13 protein-coding genes and 1 tRNA gene are annotated in these 16,605 nt (G+C 65.4%); 9 read left to right on the plus strand and 5 right to left on the minus strand.

Annotation, left to right across the window (positions count from 1 at the left end):
• Positions 1-255: 255 nt before the first annotated feature.
• Positions 256-329: transfer RNA gene (locus tag VJV41_RS05910), tRNA-Leu, on the minus strand.
• A gap of 208 nt (positions 330-537) precedes the next feature.
• Here VJV41_RS05910 and VJV41_RS05915 point away from each other — a divergent pair.
• The 6 genes from VJV41_RS05915 (at position 538) to VJV41_RS05940 (ending at position 8,635) form a co-directional block, all read left to right on the plus strand.
• Complete coding sequence (locus VJV41_RS05915) at positions 538-633, plus strand: potassium-transporting ATPase (RefSeq protein WP_325332086.1); 96 nt, start codon at positions 538-540, stop codon at positions 631-633.
• Between the two features lie 82 nt (positions 634-715).
• Entirely contained in the window at positions 716-2,389 is a 1,674-nt protein-coding gene (gene kdpA, locus VJV41_RS05920) for a potassium-transporting ATPase subunit KdpA (RefSeq protein WP_325332088.1), read from the plus strand.
• A complete protein-coding gene (kdpB, locus tag VJV41_RS05925) occupies positions 2,386-4,536 on the plus strand; it encodes a potassium-transporting ATPase subunit KdpB (RefSeq protein WP_325332090.1) in 2,151 nt (716 codons plus the stop codon). Before kdpA ends, kdpB begins: the two co-directional genes overlap by 4 nt.
• A gap of 1 nt (position 4,537) precedes the next feature.
• A complete protein-coding gene (locus VJV41_RS05930) occupies positions 4,538-5,410 on the plus strand; it encodes a potassium-transporting ATPase subunit C (RefSeq protein WP_325332092.1) in 873 nt (290 codons plus the stop codon).
• The gene (locus VJV41_RS05935) at positions 5,388-7,946 is read left to right on the plus strand and encodes a sensor histidine kinase KdpD (RefSeq protein ID WP_325332094.1); all 2,559 of its coding nucleotides are present in this window, start codon (positions 5,388-5,390) and stop codon (positions 7,944-7,946) included. The genes VJV41_RS05930 and VJV41_RS05935 overlap by 23 nt, the downstream gene beginning before the upstream one ends.
• On the plus strand, positions 7,943-8,635 hold the full coding sequence (locus tag VJV41_RS05940) for a response regulator (RefSeq protein ID WP_325332096.1): 693 nt from the start codon (positions 7,943-7,945) through the stop codon (positions 8,633-8,635). The genes VJV41_RS05935 and VJV41_RS05940 overlap by 4 nt, the downstream gene beginning before the upstream one ends.
• On the opposite strand, the gene VJV41_RS05945 is transcribed toward VJV41_RS05940, so the two are convergent.
• Positions 8,617-8,970 (minus strand): methyltransferase family protein, encoded by a 354-nt coding sequence (locus tag VJV41_RS05945; RefSeq protein WP_325332098.1) that lies wholly within the window; start codon positions 8,968-8,970, stop codon positions 8,617-8,619. The two genes, VJV41_RS05940 and VJV41_RS05945, sit on opposite strands and share 19 nt — an antisense overlap.
• Before the next feature lie 135 nt (positions 8,971-9,105).
• On the opposite strand from VJV41_RS05945, the gene VJV41_RS05950 reads away from it, so the two are divergent.
• Positions 9,106-11,106, plus strand: a complete 2,001-nt coding sequence (locus VJV41_RS05950; RefSeq protein WP_325332100.1) for an APC family permease — start codon at positions 9,106-9,108, stop codon at positions 11,104-11,106.
• Positions 11,107-11,117: 11 nt separating this feature from the next.
• On the opposite strand, the gene VJV41_RS05955 is transcribed toward VJV41_RS05950, so the two are convergent.
• Both VJV41_RS05955 and VJV41_RS05960 read right to left on the minus strand, forming a co-directional pair.
• Positions 11,118-11,597, minus strand: coding sequence for a DUF309 domain-containing protein (locus tag VJV41_RS05955; protein ID WP_325332102.1), 480 nt, complete (start codon positions 11,595-11,597; stop codon positions 11,118-11,120).
• Positions 11,598-11,630: 33 nt separating this feature from the next.
• Positions 11,631-12,494: an alpha/beta hydrolase gene (locus VJV41_RS05960; RefSeq protein ID WP_325332104.1), complete on the minus strand. Its 864-nt coding sequence runs from the start codon at positions 12,492-12,494 to the stop codon at positions 11,631-11,633.
• Between the two features lie 41 nt (positions 12,495-12,535).
• Here VJV41_RS05960 and VJV41_RS05965 point away from each other — a divergent pair, with 41 nt between their 5' ends.
• Positions 12,536-14,407 (plus strand): propionyl-CoA synthetase, encoded by a 1,872-nt coding sequence (locus tag VJV41_RS05965; RefSeq protein WP_325332106.1) that lies wholly within the window; start codon positions 12,536-12,538, stop codon positions 14,405-14,407.
• An 87-nt stretch (positions 14,408-14,494) separates the two neighbouring features.
• On the opposite strand, the gene VJV41_RS05970 is transcribed toward VJV41_RS05965, so the two are convergent.
• Positions 14,495-15,316, minus strand: a complete 822-nt coding sequence (locus VJV41_RS05970) for a PaaX family transcriptional regulator C-terminal domain-containing protein (protein WP_325332108.1) — start codon at positions 15,314-15,316, stop codon at positions 14,495-14,497.
• Between the two features lie 19 nt (positions 15,317-15,335).
• Here VJV41_RS05970 and VJV41_RS05975 point away from each other — a divergent pair, with 19 nt between their 5' ends.
• A complete protein-coding gene (locus VJV41_RS05975; RefSeq protein WP_325332110.1) occupies positions 15,336-16,502 on the plus strand; it encodes an aromatic ring-hydroxylating oxygenase subunit alpha in 1,167 nt (388 codons plus the stop codon).
• Positions 16,503-16,605 lie beyond the last annotated feature (103 nt).

A 16,605-nucleotide genomic window follows, 5' to 3' on the forward strand; every position in this document is an offset into this window, starting at 1 on the left:
GACGGATCGTTGATTCGGTGGTGCACGAAAGAAATCGAAGGTCTCGGATTGCAGGTCACAAATAACCCTGTGCACGGGGACACCGACGCACTGATGGACGCCTGGATTGAAGATTTTCACCAAACGCCGAAGAAGACCAAATGGAGGATGGGCCGGTCTCGGTCGCACGACGGCAGTTGAGGGAAGTCACGACCATCGCGTAGACGCGCGCCGGCGTTGCAGCTGCCCGCAGGCCCTCGACCAGTCCTTTTCCGGTGCCCCCAGTCGGACTCGAACCGACACTGTGCGGATTTTAAGTCCGCTGCCTCTGCCAATTGGGCTATGGGGGCCTCGCATGATCGTAGAGACAAGCATCGCCGTGTCGAACCTGAGCTTGTGATCGAGATTTGGGCCGAAAGTCGCACACAAGACTCAGATTCGGCGCCGGATTCCGTAAAGACCCGGGCCGTCCCCGTCAAGAAACCGCTAAGGCCGGCATAACCACCCTGAGCTGGGGCGATTCTCCATTAGGCCCTCGAAATCCGGCGGCCGTAAACGTTGGAGACGGCAATGATCATCGTGGTGTTCCTCCTACTGACGCTGGCGATCTTCGCCCTGCTCGGCTTCCTCCAGAGGCTGGTCGAGCACCTGTGATCCAGAACCTCGTCGGCCTCGCGCTGGCCGTTCTCATCGCATTTTTCCTGTTCGCCGCCCTGCTCTTCCCCGAGAGGTTCTAGTGAGTTCTACGACCGCGGGGATCCTGTTCCTCGTCTCGTTGATCGTCGCCCTGGCCGCAGTACACGTGCCGCTCGGCGACTACATGTACCGCGTGTACAGCTCCGACAAGGACTCGCGCGCCGAACGCACCATCTACCGACTCATCGGCGCCGACCCCAAAGCCGAACAGACCTGGGGCGCCTACGCCCGCAGCGTGCTCGCCTTCTCGGCGGTCAGCATCCTGTTCCTCTTCATCTTCCAACTCGTCCAGGGCAAGCTGCCCCTGCACCTCAACGACCCCGGCACCCACATCACGCCCGCCCTCGCCTGGAACACCGCGGTCAGCTTCGTCACCAACACCAACTGGCAGGCCTACTCCGGTGAATCCACCCAAGGCCACCTCGTCCAGATGGCCGGCCTCGGCGTGCAGAACTTCCTCTCCGCCGCCGTCGGCATGGCCGTCGCCATCGCCTTCGTCCGCGGCCTGGCCCGCCGCAACACCGGCGACCTCGGCAACTTCTGGGTCGACCTCGTCCGCGGCAGTATCCGAATCCTGTTGCCGCTCTCCGTCATTGCCGCGATCGTGCTGATCGCCGGCGGCGCCATCCAGAACTTCCACCTCCACGACCAAATCGTCAACACGCTCGCCGGCGGCCGGCAGACCATTCCCGGTGGACCCGTCGCCAGCCAGGAGGCCATCAAGGAACTCGGCACCAACGGCGGCGGCTTCTACAACGCCAATTCCGCGCACCCCTTCGAAAACCCCAACACGTGGACCAACTGGGTCGAGATCTTCCTGCTGCTCGTCATCAGCTTCTCGCTGCCCCGCACCTTCGGCCGCATGGTGGAAAGCAAGAAGCAGGGCTACGCCATCGTCTCCGTCATGGGCGTCATCGCCACCGTCAGCGTCAGCCTCATGCTCCTCTTCCAGCTCCAGCATCACGGCACCGTCCCGACCGCGGTCGGCTCGGCCATGGAAGGCGTCGAACAGCGCTTCGGCGTGGCCAATTCGGCCGTCTTCGCCGACGCGACGACGCTGACCTCCACCGGCGCAGTCAACTCGTTCCACGACTCGTATACCAGCCTCGGCGGCCTGATCACGCTGTTCAACATGCAGCTCGGCGAGGTCGCGCCCGGCGGCACCGGCTCGGGCCTCTACGGCATGCTCGTGCTCGCAATCATCACCGTATTCGTCGCCGGCCTGATGGTCGGCCGCACACCGGAGTACCTCGGCAAGAAGATCACGCCGCGTGAAATCAAGCTCGCCGCAGCCTATTTCCTCATCACCCCGCTGATTGTGCTCACCGGCACCGCCGCGGCCATGGCGATGCCTGGACAGCGTGCCGGCATGCTCAACACCGGCCCGCACGGCCTGTCTGAAGTGCTCTACGCGTTCACGTCCGCGGGCAACAACAACGGCTCGGCCTTCGCCGGCATCAGCGTCAACACCGACTGGTACAACACAGCACTCGGCATGGCCATGGTGTTCGGCCGCTTCCTGCCGATCATCTTCGTGCTCGCCCTCGCCGGCTCGTTGGCCAAACAAGGCAAGACACCCGAATCGATCGGCACGCTGCCCACCCATCGTCCGCAGTTCGTCGGCATGGTCGCCGGAGTGACGCTGATCCTGGTCGCCCTGACCTTCCTGCCCGTGCTGGCGCTCGGCCCCCTCGCTGAAGGAATCCATCGATGACCACTGCCACACTCGAGCCCGCTCCCCCGAAACCCGCCAGCACCAAGAAGATCCAGGGTGGCCTGCTGGACCCCACGATGCTGTGGAGGTCGATGCCCGACGCGCTGCGCAAGCTCGACCCGCGCACCCTGTGGCGCAACCCGGTCATGTTCATCGTCGAGATCGGCGCCGCGTGGAGCACGGTGCTCGCCGTCATCGACCCGTCCTGGTTCGCCTGGCTCATCGTCGTATGGCTCTGGCTGACAGTCATTTTCGCCAATCTTGCCGAGGCCGTCGCCGAGGGCCGCGGCAAGGCGCAGGCCGAGACGCTACGCAAGACCAAGACGTCCACCGTGGCCCGTCGGCTCGTCGGCTGGCAGCCCGGAACACCCGGACGAGAAGAGGAAGTCGGCGCGCCGCTTCTGCAGCGGGGCGACATCGTCGTCGTCGAAGCCGGTCAAGTCATCCCCGGCGATGGCGACGTCGTGGAAGGCATTGCGTCGGTGGATGAATCGGCCATCACTGGCGAATCGGCGCCCGTCATTCGCGAATCCGGCGGCGACCGCTCGGCGGTCACCGGCGGCACCACCGTGCTGTCGGACCGCATCGTCGTCCAGATCACCCAGAAGCCTGGCGAAAGCTTCATCGACCGGATGATCGCGCTCGTCGAAGGCGCCAACCGGCAGAAGACGCCCAACGAGATCGCGCTCAACATCCTGCTTGCGTCGCTCACGATCATCTTCGTGTTCGCCGTCGCGACCCTGCAGCCGCTGGCCATCTTCTCCAAGATCAACAACCCCGGCGTCCCAGACAGTCAGGCGCTCACCAACAATGGCGTCACGGGCATCGTGATGGTGTCGCTGCTCGTCTGCCTGATCCCGACGACCATCGGCGCGCTGCTGTCCGCCATCGGCATCGCCGGTATGGACCGGTTGGTGCAGCGCAACGTGCTGGCCATGTCCGGTCGCGCCGTCGAGGCCGCCGGTGACGTCAACACCCTGCTGCTCGACAAGACCGGCACCATCACCCTCGGCAACCGCCAAGCCGCGGCTTTCGTTCCGCTGCAAGGCGTCACACCCGATCAGCTCGCCGACGCCGCCCAGCTGTCCAGCCTCGCCGACGAAACGCCCGAAGGCCGCTCGATCGTCGTCTTCGCCAAACAGGAATACGGCTTACGGGCACGCACCCCCGGCGAGCTGGCCCACGCCCACTGGGTCGAGTTCAGCGCCACGACACGAATGTCCGGCGTCGACCTCGACAACGGCCACCGGCTACGCAAGGGCGCCGCCGCGGCGGTCGCCGACTGGGTCCGGTCCGAAGGTGGCTCGGTGCCAACCGAACTGGGCGACATCGTCGACGGGATATCGGCGGCCGGCGGCACTCCCCTGGTCGTCGGCCAGGTCATCCAGGAGAACGGGGCCGGGACTGCCTCAATTCTCGGCGTCATCCACCTCAAGGACGTCGTGAAGCAGGGCATGCGCGAGCGGTTCGACGAGATGCGCCGGATGGGCATCCGCACGGTGATGATCACCGGCGACAACCCGTTGACCGCCAAGGCCATTGCCGACGAGGCCGGCGTGGACGACTTTCTCGCCGAGGCCACCCCCGAAGACAAGATGGCGCTGATCAAGCGCGAACAGGCCGGCGGCAAGCTGGTCGCGATGACCGGCGACGGCACCAACGACGCGCCAGCGCTGGCGCAGGCCGACGTCGGCGTCGCGATGAACACCGGCACGTCGGCGGCCAAAGAGGCCGGCAACATGGTCGATCTCGACTCCGACCCGACCAAGCTGATCGAGATCGTCGAGATCGGCAAGCAGCTGTTGATCACCCGTGGCGCGCTGACGACGTTCTCGATCGCCAACGACATCGCGAAGTATTTCGCGATCATCCCCGCGATGTTCGTCGTGCTATTCCCCGGCCTGGACCTGCTCAACGTGATGCGGCTGCACAGCCCGCAGTCGGCGATCCTGTCCGCCGTCATCTTCAACGCGATCATCATCGTCGCGCTCATCCCGTTGTCGCTACGGGGTGTGCGCTATACGCCGAGCAGCGCCTCAAAGCTGTTGAGCCGCAACCTCTATGTCTACGGCCTCGGCGGCATCATCGCACCGTTCATCGGCATCAAGCTGATCGATCTGGTCATCCAACTCCTCCCGGGAATGTGACATGAGACTTTCCACCATTGTTCGCCAACACTGGGCCGCCTTCCGGGCGCTGCTCGTGCTCACGGTCATCGTGGGTATCGCGTACCCGCTCGTCATCTGGCTGATCGCCCAACTTCCCGGCCTGCACGACAAGGCCAACGGGTCGACCATCGAGGTGAACGGAAAACCAGTCGGCAGCAGCCTGATTGGGCAGTCGTTCACAGACAAAGGCGGCAACCCGCTGCCGAAGTACTTCCAGAGCAGGCCATCCGCCGCGGGCGACGGCTACGACCCGCTGGCCACCAGCGCGAGCAACCTCGGTCCCGAGAGCATCGTCGACACTCCCGACAAGCCAAGCCTGCTCACACTCGTCTGTCAGCGCAGCGCAGCCGTCGGCAAGCTCGACGGCGTGAACGGGGCCCGCCCGTTCTGCACCGGCGACGGGGTCGGTGCGGTGTTGTCCGTCATCGGTCCACGCGACGCCACCGGCAACGTCGTCCACCCCACGCGGGTTATCAGCGTCAACGAACCCTGCGACACGGTGCCGACGCCGTTCCTCAACACCTACGGGGGCGTGCGCGTCGAGTGCGCCAAGGACGGCGAGGACTACAGCATCGGTCAGATCCTCCCGATCCGCGGCAGTGCACCCGCCGAGCCTCAGGTACCCGCCGACGCCGTCACCGCCAGCGGCAGCGGCCTGGACCCGCACATCTCGCTCGCCTACGCCGACCTGCAGGCGAACCGGGTGGCGAAGGCGCGCGGCGTCGGCGCAGGTCAGATCCGCCAGGCCGTGGCGGACAACACCGAGGGGCGGGGCCTGGGCTTCCTCGGCGAACCACGGGTCAACGTCCTGGCGCTGAATATCGAGCTCGATGAGAAGTTCCCGGGTGGATGATGATCATGTGAGCCCGGATCGGCCCGACTACAAGAAGAAGCGCGGCGAGCTGCGCATCTACTTGGGCGCGGCTCCCGGCGTAGGCAAGACGTTCGCGATGCTCGGCGAGGCGCATCGCCGGCTGGAACGCGGCACCGATCTGGTCGCGGCGATCGTCGAGACGCACGGCCGTCAGAAGACCGCCGACCTGATCGACGGCATCGAGATGGTGGCGCCCAAATACATCGAGTACCGCGGCAAGCGCTTCGGTGAGCTCGACGTCGACGCCGTGCTGCGACGCAAGCCGCAAGTGGTCCTGGTCGACGAGCTCGCCCACACCAACACGCCCGGCAGCAAGAATCCCAAACGCTGGCAGGACGTCCAGGAACTGCTCGACGCCGGCATCACGGTCATCTCGACCGTCAACGTCCAGCACCTGGAAAGCCTCAATGACGTCGTCACCCAGATCACCGGCATCGAGCAGCAGGAGAAGGTCCCCGACGAGGTCGTGCGCGCGGCCGACCAGATCGAGCTGGTCGACATCACACCGGAAGCGTTGCGGCGCAGACTTGCCCACGGCAACGTCTACGCCCCCGACCGCGTCGACGCGGCGCTGTCCAACTACTTTCGCCGTGGAAACCTGACGGCGTTAAGGGAACTGGCGCTGCTATGGCTCGCCGACCAAGTCGACGCAGCGCTGGAGAAGTACCGCGAAGAAAACAAGATCACCGATACCTGGGAAGCGCGCGAACGCGTCGTCGTCGCCGTCACTGGTGGGCCAGAATCGGAAACGTTGGTGCGCAGGGCATCTCGTATCGCGTCGAAGGCGAGCGCCGAACTGATGGTGGTTCACGTCGTTCGCGGTGACGGACTCGCCGGTGTTTCCGCGCCAGAGATGGGGAAGGTACGCGAGCTGGCCGTCAGCCTGGGCGCCACTGTGCATACGGTGGTGGGCGACGACGTGCCAAGCGCTCTACTGGATTTCGCGCGGGAGATCAATGCCACGCAGCTGGTGCTCGGCACGTCGCGACGGTCACGCTGGGCGCGCATATTCGACGAGGGCATCGGCGTCTCGGTCGTTCAGCAGTCCGGGAAGATCGACGTCCACATGGTCACCCACGAGGAAGCCGGGCGCGGCTCCGCGTGGTTGCGGTTCACGACGCGGCAGCAGCGCGTGACGTCCTGGCTCGCCGCAATCGTGGTGCCGTCCGCAATCTGTGCGCTAGTCGCGCTTCTGCTCGACCCGTACCTCGGCATCGGCGGCGAAAGCGCGATCTTTTTCATCGGTGTCGTGGTCGTGGCGCTTCTCGGCGGCGTCGCCCCGGCCATTTTGTCGGCCCTGCTGTCCGGGCTCCTGCTGAATTACTTCCTGATTGAACCGCGCTACACCTTCACCATCGCCGAACCGGACAGTGCCGTCACCATCGTCGTGCTGCTGCTGGTCGCCATCGCCGTCGCGGTACTCGTCGACGGTGCGGCGATCCGCGCGCGCGAAGCCAAACAGGCATCGCAGGAAGCCGAACTGCTCGCGCTGTTCGCCGGCTCGGTCCTGCGCGGTGCGGACCTCGACACGTTGTTGGAACGTGTCCGTGAAACCTATTCACAGCGCGCCGTCAGCCTGCTGCGGGAGGGGTCAGGCATCGTCGGGTGCGTGGGCAAGGACCCCTGCGTCGACGTCGATACCGCCGACACCGCCATAGAGGTCGGCGATGACGAATTCTGGCTGTTGATGGCCGGCGGCAAGCTGGCCGCCCGTGACCGACGAGTGCTTGGTGCGGTCGCCAAGCAAGCGGCGGGTCTGGTCAAGCAACGCGAGTTGACCGAAGAAGCCGGAAAGGCCGAAGCCATCGCGCAGGCCGACGAATTGCGGCGCTCACTATTATCGGCCGTCAGCCACGACCTGCGCACCCCGCTGGCCGCCGCCAAAGCCGCGGTATCGAGCCTGCGCAGCACCGACGTCGACTTCTCTGCAGAAGACACCGCCGAGTTGCTGGCCACCATCGAGGAGTCAATCGACGCACTCACCGCGCTCGTCGGTAACCTGCTCGACTCGTCGCGGCTGGCCGCTGGAGTGCTGCGGCCAGAACTGCGGCGGGTGTACCTGGAGGAGGCGGTACAGCGCGCGCTGCTTGGAATTAGCAAGGGGATCACCGGTTTTCGCCGTCAGGGCATCGACCGTGTCAAGGTCGACGTGGACGACGCCGTGGTCTTGGCTGACAGCGGCCTGCTCGAGCGGGTGCTCGCCAACCTCATCGACAACGCCCTGCGCTATGCACCGGACGGCCCGGTGCGGGTCACCGCGGGCCGCGTCGGCGATCGTGTGCTCATTGCGGTGGTCGACGAGGGACCCGGAATACCGCGCGGCGCAGAAGAACAGATGTTCGCACCGTTCCAGCGCCTCGGTGACCACGACACCAGCATCGGCGTCGGCCTCGGCCTTTCGGTCGCCCGCGGATTCGTCGAAGCGATGGGCGGCACCATCTCCGCGACCGATACTCCCGGCGGCGGACTCACCGTCGAAATCGACCTCGCCGCACCGAAGGACGGGTCGGCATGAACGCCTCGAAAACCAGGGTGCTCGTCATCGACGACGAACCGCAGATCCTGCGGGCATTGCGGATCAACCTGTCGGTGCGCGGCTACGAGGTGTTCACCGCCGCCAGCGGCGCCGAGGCTCTCCGAATCGCCGCCGACCACCGCCCGGACGTCATCGTGCTCGACCTGGGACTGCCCGACATGTCCGGCATCGAAGTCCTTGCCGGCCTTCGTGGCTGGTTGACCGCACCCGTGATCGTGCTGTCGGCGCGCACGGACTCGTCGGACAAGGTCGAAGCACTGGACGCCGGCGCGGACGACTATGTCACCAAACCCTTTGGGATGGATGAATTCCTGGCCCGCCTGCGGGCCGCCGTGCGCCGAGGAGCCGCGGCATCCGACACCGACGAACCGGTCATCGAAACATCGTCGTTCACCGTCGATCTGGCCGCCAAGAAGGTGACGAAGAACGGCACCGAGGTGCATCTGACGCCGACCGAATGGGGCATGCTGGAGATGCTGGTGCGCAACCGCGGCAAGCTCGTCGGCCGTGAAGAGTTGCTCAAGGAGGTGTGGGGGCCCGCCTACGCCAAGGAAACTCACTATCTACGGGTGTATTTGGCGCAGCTGCGGCGCAAGCTCGAAAACGACCCGTCACGCCCGGTTCACCTACTGACCGAAGCCGGGATGGGCTACCGATTCCAGGAATGATCCTTGGTCTTGTCGGTGTGGTCGTACATCGCAGTCCAGAGCGAGTAGCACGACAGGGCCTCGACAACCACGCGACCGAGGTCCGTGTGATGGTAGACGGTGCCAACCGGCCCGTCGATGTCCCAGCTTCCGTTGTCGTTCCTCGTTATCAGTCCACGCGCGCCGACAAGCCGCAACGCCGCGGCCAGTCCACGCCGGCCGGCGTGGATGTGAGTGGTCAAGTCAGCAAGGGTCATTGGCCCGCGGCTGAGCGCGTCGAGTATTTCCAGCACGTACGCGTGGCTGACTAGCTCGACCAGGTTCGGCACCGAGTCCGATTCACCGATAGCGGGCATTCGGGCACCGTAAGTGGCGAGGTCGCACCGCTAAAGGGCCGCTTACGGTATTCATACAACGGCTAGCTGGACTTTTACGAAATCTATACGGCCTGCGACGAGCGCTGCCGGGGATATCGAAACTAGGCTTCGGCCGTGTCGTCACCGACGTCGTTGGTTAAACGCCTGGTCGTCGGGCGGCCGTTCCGAAGCGACCGACTCGGCCATACCCTGCTGCCGAAACGGATCGCACTGCCGATCTTCGCCAGTGACCCGCTGTCCTCTGTCGCCTATGCGACTCAAGAAATCCTGCTGATCCTGACACTCGGCGGTCTGGCCTACCTCTACCTCACGCCGTGGATCGCTGCAGCCGTCGTGCTGCTGTTGGCGGTGGTCGTGCTGTCGTATCGGCAGGTGGTGCAGGCCTATCCGAGTGGCGGTGGTTCCTACGAAGTCGTTTCGCAGAACCTCGGGCCACGTGCCGGCCTAGTGGTCGCCGCGGCGCTGCTTGTCGATTACGTGATGACGGTGGCGGTTTCGGTCGCAGCGGGTGTGGACAACATCATCTCGGCGGTGCCCGAGCTGAACCCGTATCGTGTCGTGGTCAACATCGCCTTCGTCGTGCTGCTGACCGCGATGAACCTGCGCGGCGTGCGCGAATCCGGGCGAGCCTTCGCCGTCCCGACGTACGCCTTCATCGCCGGCGTGATGCTGATGATCGCAATCGGCTTGTTCCGCGCGCTCGTTGGTGATGCGCCACAAGCCGAGAGCGCTCACTACGGAATCCACGCCGAGCAGGCCGGACTGAACACCTTGGCGATCGCCTTGCTGGCGCTGCGCGCCTTCTCGTCGGGATGCACAGCGCTCACCGGCGTGGAAGCCATCTCGAACGGAGTGCCGGCATTCCGGAAACCCAAGGCGCTCAACGCCGCCCGGACGATGTCGGCGATGGGCGCGCTGGCGATCACGATGTTCGCCGGGGTCACCGCACTTGCGTTGATATCCCACGTCCGCGTCGTCGAACATGCCTGTGACCTGATTGGATTCCCCGGCGACTGCAACAACGACGCCCAGCGCACGGTCATCGCCCAGATCGCCGCCGCGGTGTTCGGCAACAACAGCATCCTGTTCTATTACATCCAAGCCGCGACCGCGCTGATCCTGATCCTGGCGGCGAACACCGCCTACAACGGATTCCCGCTTCTCAGCTCGATTCTCGCGCAAGACCGCTATCTGCCCCGGCAGCTGCATACCCGCGGCGACCGGCTGGCCTACTCGAACGGCATCATCCTGCTTGCCGTGATCGCCGGCGCGTTGATCTACGCGTTCGAGGGTTCGACGACCCGGTTGATCCAGCTGTACATCCTCGGCGTGTTCACGTCCTTCACGCTGTGTCAGATGGGCATGGTGGTGCACTGGAATCGGGCGTTGCAGGGTGCTGCGACTCCCGCAGAACGGATACGGATCCACCGCGCCCGGGCCATCAACGCGTTCGGCGCGTGTTTCACCGGCGTGGTGCTGGTGGTCGTCATGGTCACGAAGTTCACCCATGGCGCGTACTTGGTGGTCATCGCGATTCCAGTGCTCTGCATTCTCATGCAGGGCATTCACCGGCACTACGCGTCGGTGCGTGCCGAACTCCGAACCGAAGAGGACGAGCCGACGCTGCCTGCCAGGATTCACGCCATTGTGCTGATCTCGGGCTGGCACAAGGCAACTCAACGCGCACTGATGTTCGCCAAGGCGAACAGACCCGACACCCTCACCGCACTGACGGTCAACGTCGACGATGCCGAGACGCGGGCCCTGGTGCGCGAATGGGAGGAACTCGACATCAACATCCCGCTCAAGGTGATCGAGTCGCCGTACCGCGAGATCACCCGTCCGGTCGTCAACTACATCAAGAAACAACGACAGCGCGGTCCGCGCGATGCGGTCAACGTCTACATCCCGGAATATGTTGTCGGCCGGTGGTGGGAGAACGCACTGCACAACCAAAGTTCGTTGCGGCTCAAGGGCCGACTGCTGTTCGAGCCCGGCGTGATGGTCACCAGCGTGCCGTGGCAGCTGCACTCGTCGTCGCACCGCGACCTTGGCCGCGTGGAACACGTTCCCGGCGAGGTCCGTAGAGGCATCGACCACCCGGCAGCGAGCTGATTCGGCCCCGACTAGCCACTGCGTCGGAGTCGCGGTCGCAACCGCTCGGCGGATATGTCGGTACCCCGCTCCAGATCGTCAACGAGCGCACCTGCGAGCGCGATCAGCCCGTCGACATCGACATCATGCGGCGCGCTGTCGCGCCGTTCGCCGAGCCGGTCTGCCGCCCGCCGCACAACGGCGGCCGCGCCCGCAGCGTTGCCACGCTGGATGTGGGTGATCCCGACTGCGAGCTGCGCCAATCCCTGCCACATCCTGCGCTCATCATCGGGCGCATTCTTCCACGCCGCCTCGAGCACCTCGTGCGCGTTGAACGCCAGTCCGCGGTCCAGCAGCTCCTGCGCGTATCTCAGTGAATCCGCCGGAGGCAGATCCAAATCGTCGGGAATACGCGGAACTCCCTGGCTGCCGCGGGGTAGCGGGCGTCCGAGCGCGTCGCGCGGTCGACTGCTGCGCGCCTTACCCGACTCGTCGCGATCGCGTTCGGCCACATATCCATCCTGACAGGCTCCGCGGGGCGGCCGCTAGCGCGAGGTCTCCTCGGCGAGGGCAATCAGCTTCGCGCGCACCAGATCCGGTCGCTCGTCGATGATGAAGTGCGTCGTGTCCGCCGTCTCCAGCGTGTAGTCGTCGGCGTTCGCAGTTTCGGGCGCCGCCAGTGAGTGGTGAACGGCGTTGTCGCGCATTCCGAACAACGCGCGGATCGGCACCGTCGCCCGGCGCATCTCGGGATTCCTTGCACTGCGCGGTATCTCGCGCACCCAGAACGTCCGGTACGTGTCCCGACCGGCGCGTGCACACACCGGGTCGCGGAAGCGGTCGGCGTACACCCGGTAGGTCGCGCGATCCATTTCCGATCCGATCCGGAAGCCCAGGTTCAAGAACGGTGTATGCCGCTGCAGAAACACTCCGACCGCGGCCATCTGCGGCTGATACGTCAGCAGCCGCCAGAAGTGCGGCAGCAGTACGCGCGGGGTCACCCACGGATGGGACATGTTCAGCGGGATGAACCCGTCGAACCGCTCCGGTGCCCGCAAGACCATCAAATACCCGACGAACCCGCCCCAGTCGTGGCCGATCAGCAGGACGCGGCCGAGCCCAAGCGCATCAAAGAGCGCCAGCAGGTCGCTCGCGACGTCCTCCTTGGCCCATTTGTGCGGCGGCGGACCCGACCAGCCGTAGCCGGGCAGGTCGGGCGCAATGATGCGCAAACCCGGCGGCGGATCGGCGAGCAGATCGCGGTACGCCCAATGGTGCTGCGGCCATCCATGCAGCGCGACGACGGGACGCCCGTCTGGCGGGCCGGACTCCGTCACGTGAAACCGCACGCCGCGCGCCTCGACGAACCTGCGGCGCACACCGGCGATCGGCAGCGGATCGGCTGACATGAATCGGACTATAGGAACGTCTCGCGCGCTACCGTGCGGATATGGCTGGATATCGCGACCTGTTCACCGCCAGCATCGCCGATCCCGAGGCGTTCTGGGCCGACGCCGCGGGGGCGGTGACCTGGACCCGGGAACCGCAGCGCATCCTCGACGACTCCAATCCGCCCTTCTATCGCTGGTTCCCCGACGGGGAGATGAACACCTGCGCCAACGCGCTGGACCGCCACGTCGACAGCGGTCGCGGTGAGCAGCCTGCACTGATCTACGACTCACCCGTGACCGGCACGCAGCGCACCTACACGTATCGCGAATTGCTCGATGAAACAGCGCGATTCGCAGGCGTGCTTCGCGCGCTCGGTGTGGCCAAGGGCGACCGCGTCATCATCTACATGCCCATGATTCCCGAGGCCGTGATCGCGATGCTGGCGTGCGCCCGCCTTGGCGCTGTGCACTCGGTGGTGTTCGGGGGGTTCGCCGCACACGAGCTCGCCACCCGCATCGATGACGCCCAACCGACCGTCATCGTCTCGGCCTCATGCGGGATCGAGCCGTCACGGACCGTCGACTACAAGCCCATGCTCGACGCCGCCATCGAGGCGGCGTCGCACCCGCCGCGCTCCTGCGTCATCGTGCAGCGGGAGCGAAGCCGCTGCGAGCTGGCGCCCGACCGGGACCTGGACTGGGATGAGCTGATGGCCAACGCGGGGCCTGTCGGTCCGGTGCCCGTTGCGGCCACAGACCCGCTGTACGTCCTCTACACCTCGGGCACGACCGGGAAACCCAAGGGCATCGTCCGCGACAACGGCGGGCATGCCGTCGCGCTGCTGTGGAGCATGCGCAACATCTACGACATCGCTCCCGGTGAGGTGTTCTGGGCCGCGTCCGACGTCGGTTGGGTGGTCGGCCACTCATACATCGTTTACGGACCGCTGCTGCTCGGCGCCACGACAGTGCTCTACGAGGGCAAGCCGATCGGCACACCGGATCCCGGCGCGTTCTGGCGGGTGGCCTCCGACCATGACGTGAAGGCGCTCTTCACCGCTCCGACGGCTCTGCGAGCGATCCGCAAGGAGGACCCGGATGCCACATATCTGGCCAAGTACGACCTGTCCGGCCTGAAGTATCTGTTCCAGGCCGGTGAGCGCCTCGACCCGGACACCTACGCCTGGGCGTCGGAGAAGCTGGGCATCCCGGTGGTCGATCACTGGTGGCAGACCGAGACGGGTTGGGCGATCGCCGCCAATCCCATGGGAGTGCAACCCATGCCGATCAAACCCGGCTCACCAACGGTGCCGATGCCCGGCTACGACGTACGCATCATGCACATCGACGGAACGGGATGCGGACCCGGCGAGGAGGGTGCGATCTGCATCCGCTTGCCGCTGCCGCCCGGCACATTGCCCACGCTCTGGCACGACGACGACCGCTACGAGGCGTCCTATCTGTGCGAGCACCCCGGTTACTACCTCACCGGCGACGGCGGACACATCGACGAAGACGGCTACCTGTTTGTGATGGGCCGCATCGACGACGTCATCAACGTTGCAGGACACCGGCTTTCGACGGGCTCGATCGAGGAGGTGCTGGCCGCACATCCCGCCGTCGCCGAGTGTGCGGTCATCGGCGTCGCCGATGAGATCAGGGGACAGGTGCCCCGCGGCTTCGTCGTTCTCAAGGCCGGCGCTTCGGCGGAAGGCTTGGCCGACGAGCTTATTGCGTTGGTGCGCGACGAGATTGGGGCGGTGGCCTGCTTCAAACTGGTCGACGTCGTCCAGGCGCTGCCCAAGACGCGATCGGGCAAGATTCTGCGTAAGACGATGCGTGGCATCGCACACGGCAAGGACGAACCGCTGCCGTCGACGATCGAAGATCCGGCGGTGCTGGACGCGCTGAAACCGATTCTGCGCGGCTGAGACCCGCGCGAGCAGACGGAAAGTGCTCCAAAATCTCGGCGTGTCGGGGCCTTTTGCGTCTGCTCGCGCGTGGGCCCAGCTCGCGCGTCAGCGGAAGGCGGTGTTCAGTAGTTGTTTGAACACTTCGTCGAAACGGCGGTAGGCGTTGCGCAGCTCGGCGCCCGGCCACTCCCGCGGGACGAATTCCGCGGGTAAGACTGGATCGAGTTGAAGGTGCCTGACCACCGCGACGGAGAGTGCGAACCGATAGGCGAAGTCGTCGGCGCCGGACGCTTCGGCGCCGAGCTCGTCGCGCATGGCAAGGCTGAGTCTGCGCGCATCGGCGGCCCAATCATCAAGATTGAAAAGCGATCTCACGGTCTCGGTGGGGATGTCGGTCGCGGCGTCGTGGAAGTGAACACACTGTCGATCCAGGATGGCCCGTAACCCAGGCAAGCGGTCCGGGTCCAGATTGTCGGGCCGGATCCACACGCCTTCTCGAAGTTCGGCCAGATGCAACGCCGTCGCGGCTTTCCGTAGCGCGAGCCGGTCGGCCGCCGACCGGCGTTCCAGGGAGACGATCGCCAATTCCCATGTGCCATCCCACGGCCGAGCAGCGGCTGTCCTCGAAGCCTCGTCGACCCGTTCACGGCGTTCGAGCAAGCCTCCCGCAAGCGCATAGGTTCCGTCGTCGGCGGTGAGTTCGCCGTTGGAGACCATCCGCCATAGGCAGGTGCGGGCCGCGCCGTCGCTGATGCCGAACAGCGAGGCCATCGCCACGAGTTCACCCACCGTCAAGTGAGGTTGGTCGGCGCCCAGTAATGCCGTCGCGAGGACCGACCGCGCACTCAGCGGGCGGTCGCCGATCAAGTCTGCGACGCGGGCGCGTCTATCCGTGTTCTCACGAGACTGTTGACGCGTGACGACCATAGTGTGATACTCGCACAGTATGAGCATTCCGACAACGTCGTCGGTCGCCGACGACGTGGAGATCGTTCGCCGCATCTTTGCGCATATCGACTCGGGCACGACCGATGAAGGCGACGCCTGGCGCGAACCAGTCGAGAACTATTTGGAACCAGCACGATTCACCAAAGAACTCGAGGTTCTGCGCTCGTATCCGAGCGTGTTCTTACCGTCTGCGGCGATCCCCAAGGCCGGCGACCACGCCGAACGCGTCACCTTCGACGTTCCCTTGTTCGCGGTACGCGACCACGACGGCCGCGCTCGGGTGTTTCGCAACTCGTGCCGGCACCGCGGGATGGCCCTCGTCGAAGGGCCGGGCTGCACGCACGCGCTGGTATGCCGCTATCACGGCTGGACCTACCGTCTCGACGGCGCACTCTCGCATGTGCCGCACGCCGACGCATTTCCCGACCTCGACATGTCCACCCGCGGCCTGGTCGAGGTCGACAGCCGCGAAGTCGACGGGCTGATCGTCATCGGGCCCCTGGATGCACCTGATCCGCGCCGCGTCGACGCGGCGATGGCCTCCCTGGCCGACGGCAGCCCCTGGCGTGACAAGCTGCTGCCCGCTGATCGGCTGTTCACCGTGAGACCCGCTGCACGCGAGATGAACTGGAAGGTTCTGGTCGAGCAGTTCCTGGAGGGCTACCACATCCGCACGACGCACAAGAACACCTTCTATCCGATCCAATACGACGACCTCAACGTCATCGAGGCGTTTGGTCCGAACACCCGAATCACGTTCCCCTACCAAAACATTGAACGACTGCGCGACCGCCCCGAATCCACCTGGAACGTCGGCCACCGGGTGACCTACGTGTATCACCTGTTCCCGAACGTCATGGTTGCGACGTTCCCCAATCAAGTGCTGGTGATCACGATCGACCCGATCGACGTCGACCACACCACCGTCACGATCTACGCCATGGTCACGCCCGACGTGGCCAAGCGCGTGTCGGCCAACCCCGAAGACGCCACGGGGGCGCGCAACCTTCTCAACGAGGGCGGCGTCGAAGACAACGAGATGTCGGAAGGGGTCCAGCGCGGTCTGCATGCGGGGGCGAACACGTTTGTGGAGTTCGGCAGGCACGAAAGCGCGATCGGGCGCTTCCACGCCACGCTCGACGAGCGGTTGGCATGCGCCCGATGAGCGACTACGAACATCTGATCTACGAGCAGCGCGGCCTCGTCACGATCATCACGATCAACCGGCCCGAACGCATGAATGCCATTGGGCCGTAGACGCATCGGGA

This window comes from Mycobacterium sp. (genome assembly GCF_035274705.1).
Lineage (GTDB): Bacteria > Actinomycetota > Actinomycetes > Mycobacteriales > Mycobacteriaceae > Mycobacterium.

Coding starts and splice junctions, on each gene's coding strand:
- kdpB (WP_325332090.1), top strand. CDS start 2,386: ATGACCACTGCCACACTCGAGCCCGCTCCCCCGAAACCCGCCAGCACC.
- VJV41_RS05930 (WP_325332092.1), top strand. CDS start 4,538: ATGAGACTTTCCACCATTGTTCGCCAACACTGGGCCGCCTTCCGGGCG.
- VJV41_RS05935 (WP_325332094.1), top strand. CDS start 5,388: ATGAGAAGTTCCCGGGTGGATGATGATCATGTGAGCCCGGATCGGCCC.
- VJV41_RS05940 (WP_325332096.1), top strand. CDS start 7,943: ATGAACGCCTCGAAAACCAGGGTGCTCGTCATCGACGACGAACCGCAG.
- VJV41_RS05945 (WP_325332098.1), bottom strand. CDS start 8,970: ATGCCCGCTATCGGTGAATCGGACTCGGTGCCGAACCTGGTCGAGCTA.
- VJV41_RS05960 (WP_325332104.1), bottom strand. CDS start 12,494: ATGTCAGCCGATCCGCTGCCGATCGCCGGTGTGCGCCGCAGGTTCGTC.
- VJV41_RS05965 (WP_325332106.1), top strand. CDS start 12,536: ATGGCTGGATATCGCGACCTGTTCACCGCCAGCATCGCCGATCCCGAG.
- VJV41_RS05970 (WP_325332108.1), bottom strand. CDS start 15,316: ATGGTCGTCACGCGTCAACAGTCTCGTGAGAACACGGATAGACGCGCC.
- VJV41_RS05975 (WP_325332110.1), top strand. CDS start 15,336: ATGAGCATTCCGACAACGTCGTCGGTCGCCGACGACGTGGAGATCGTT.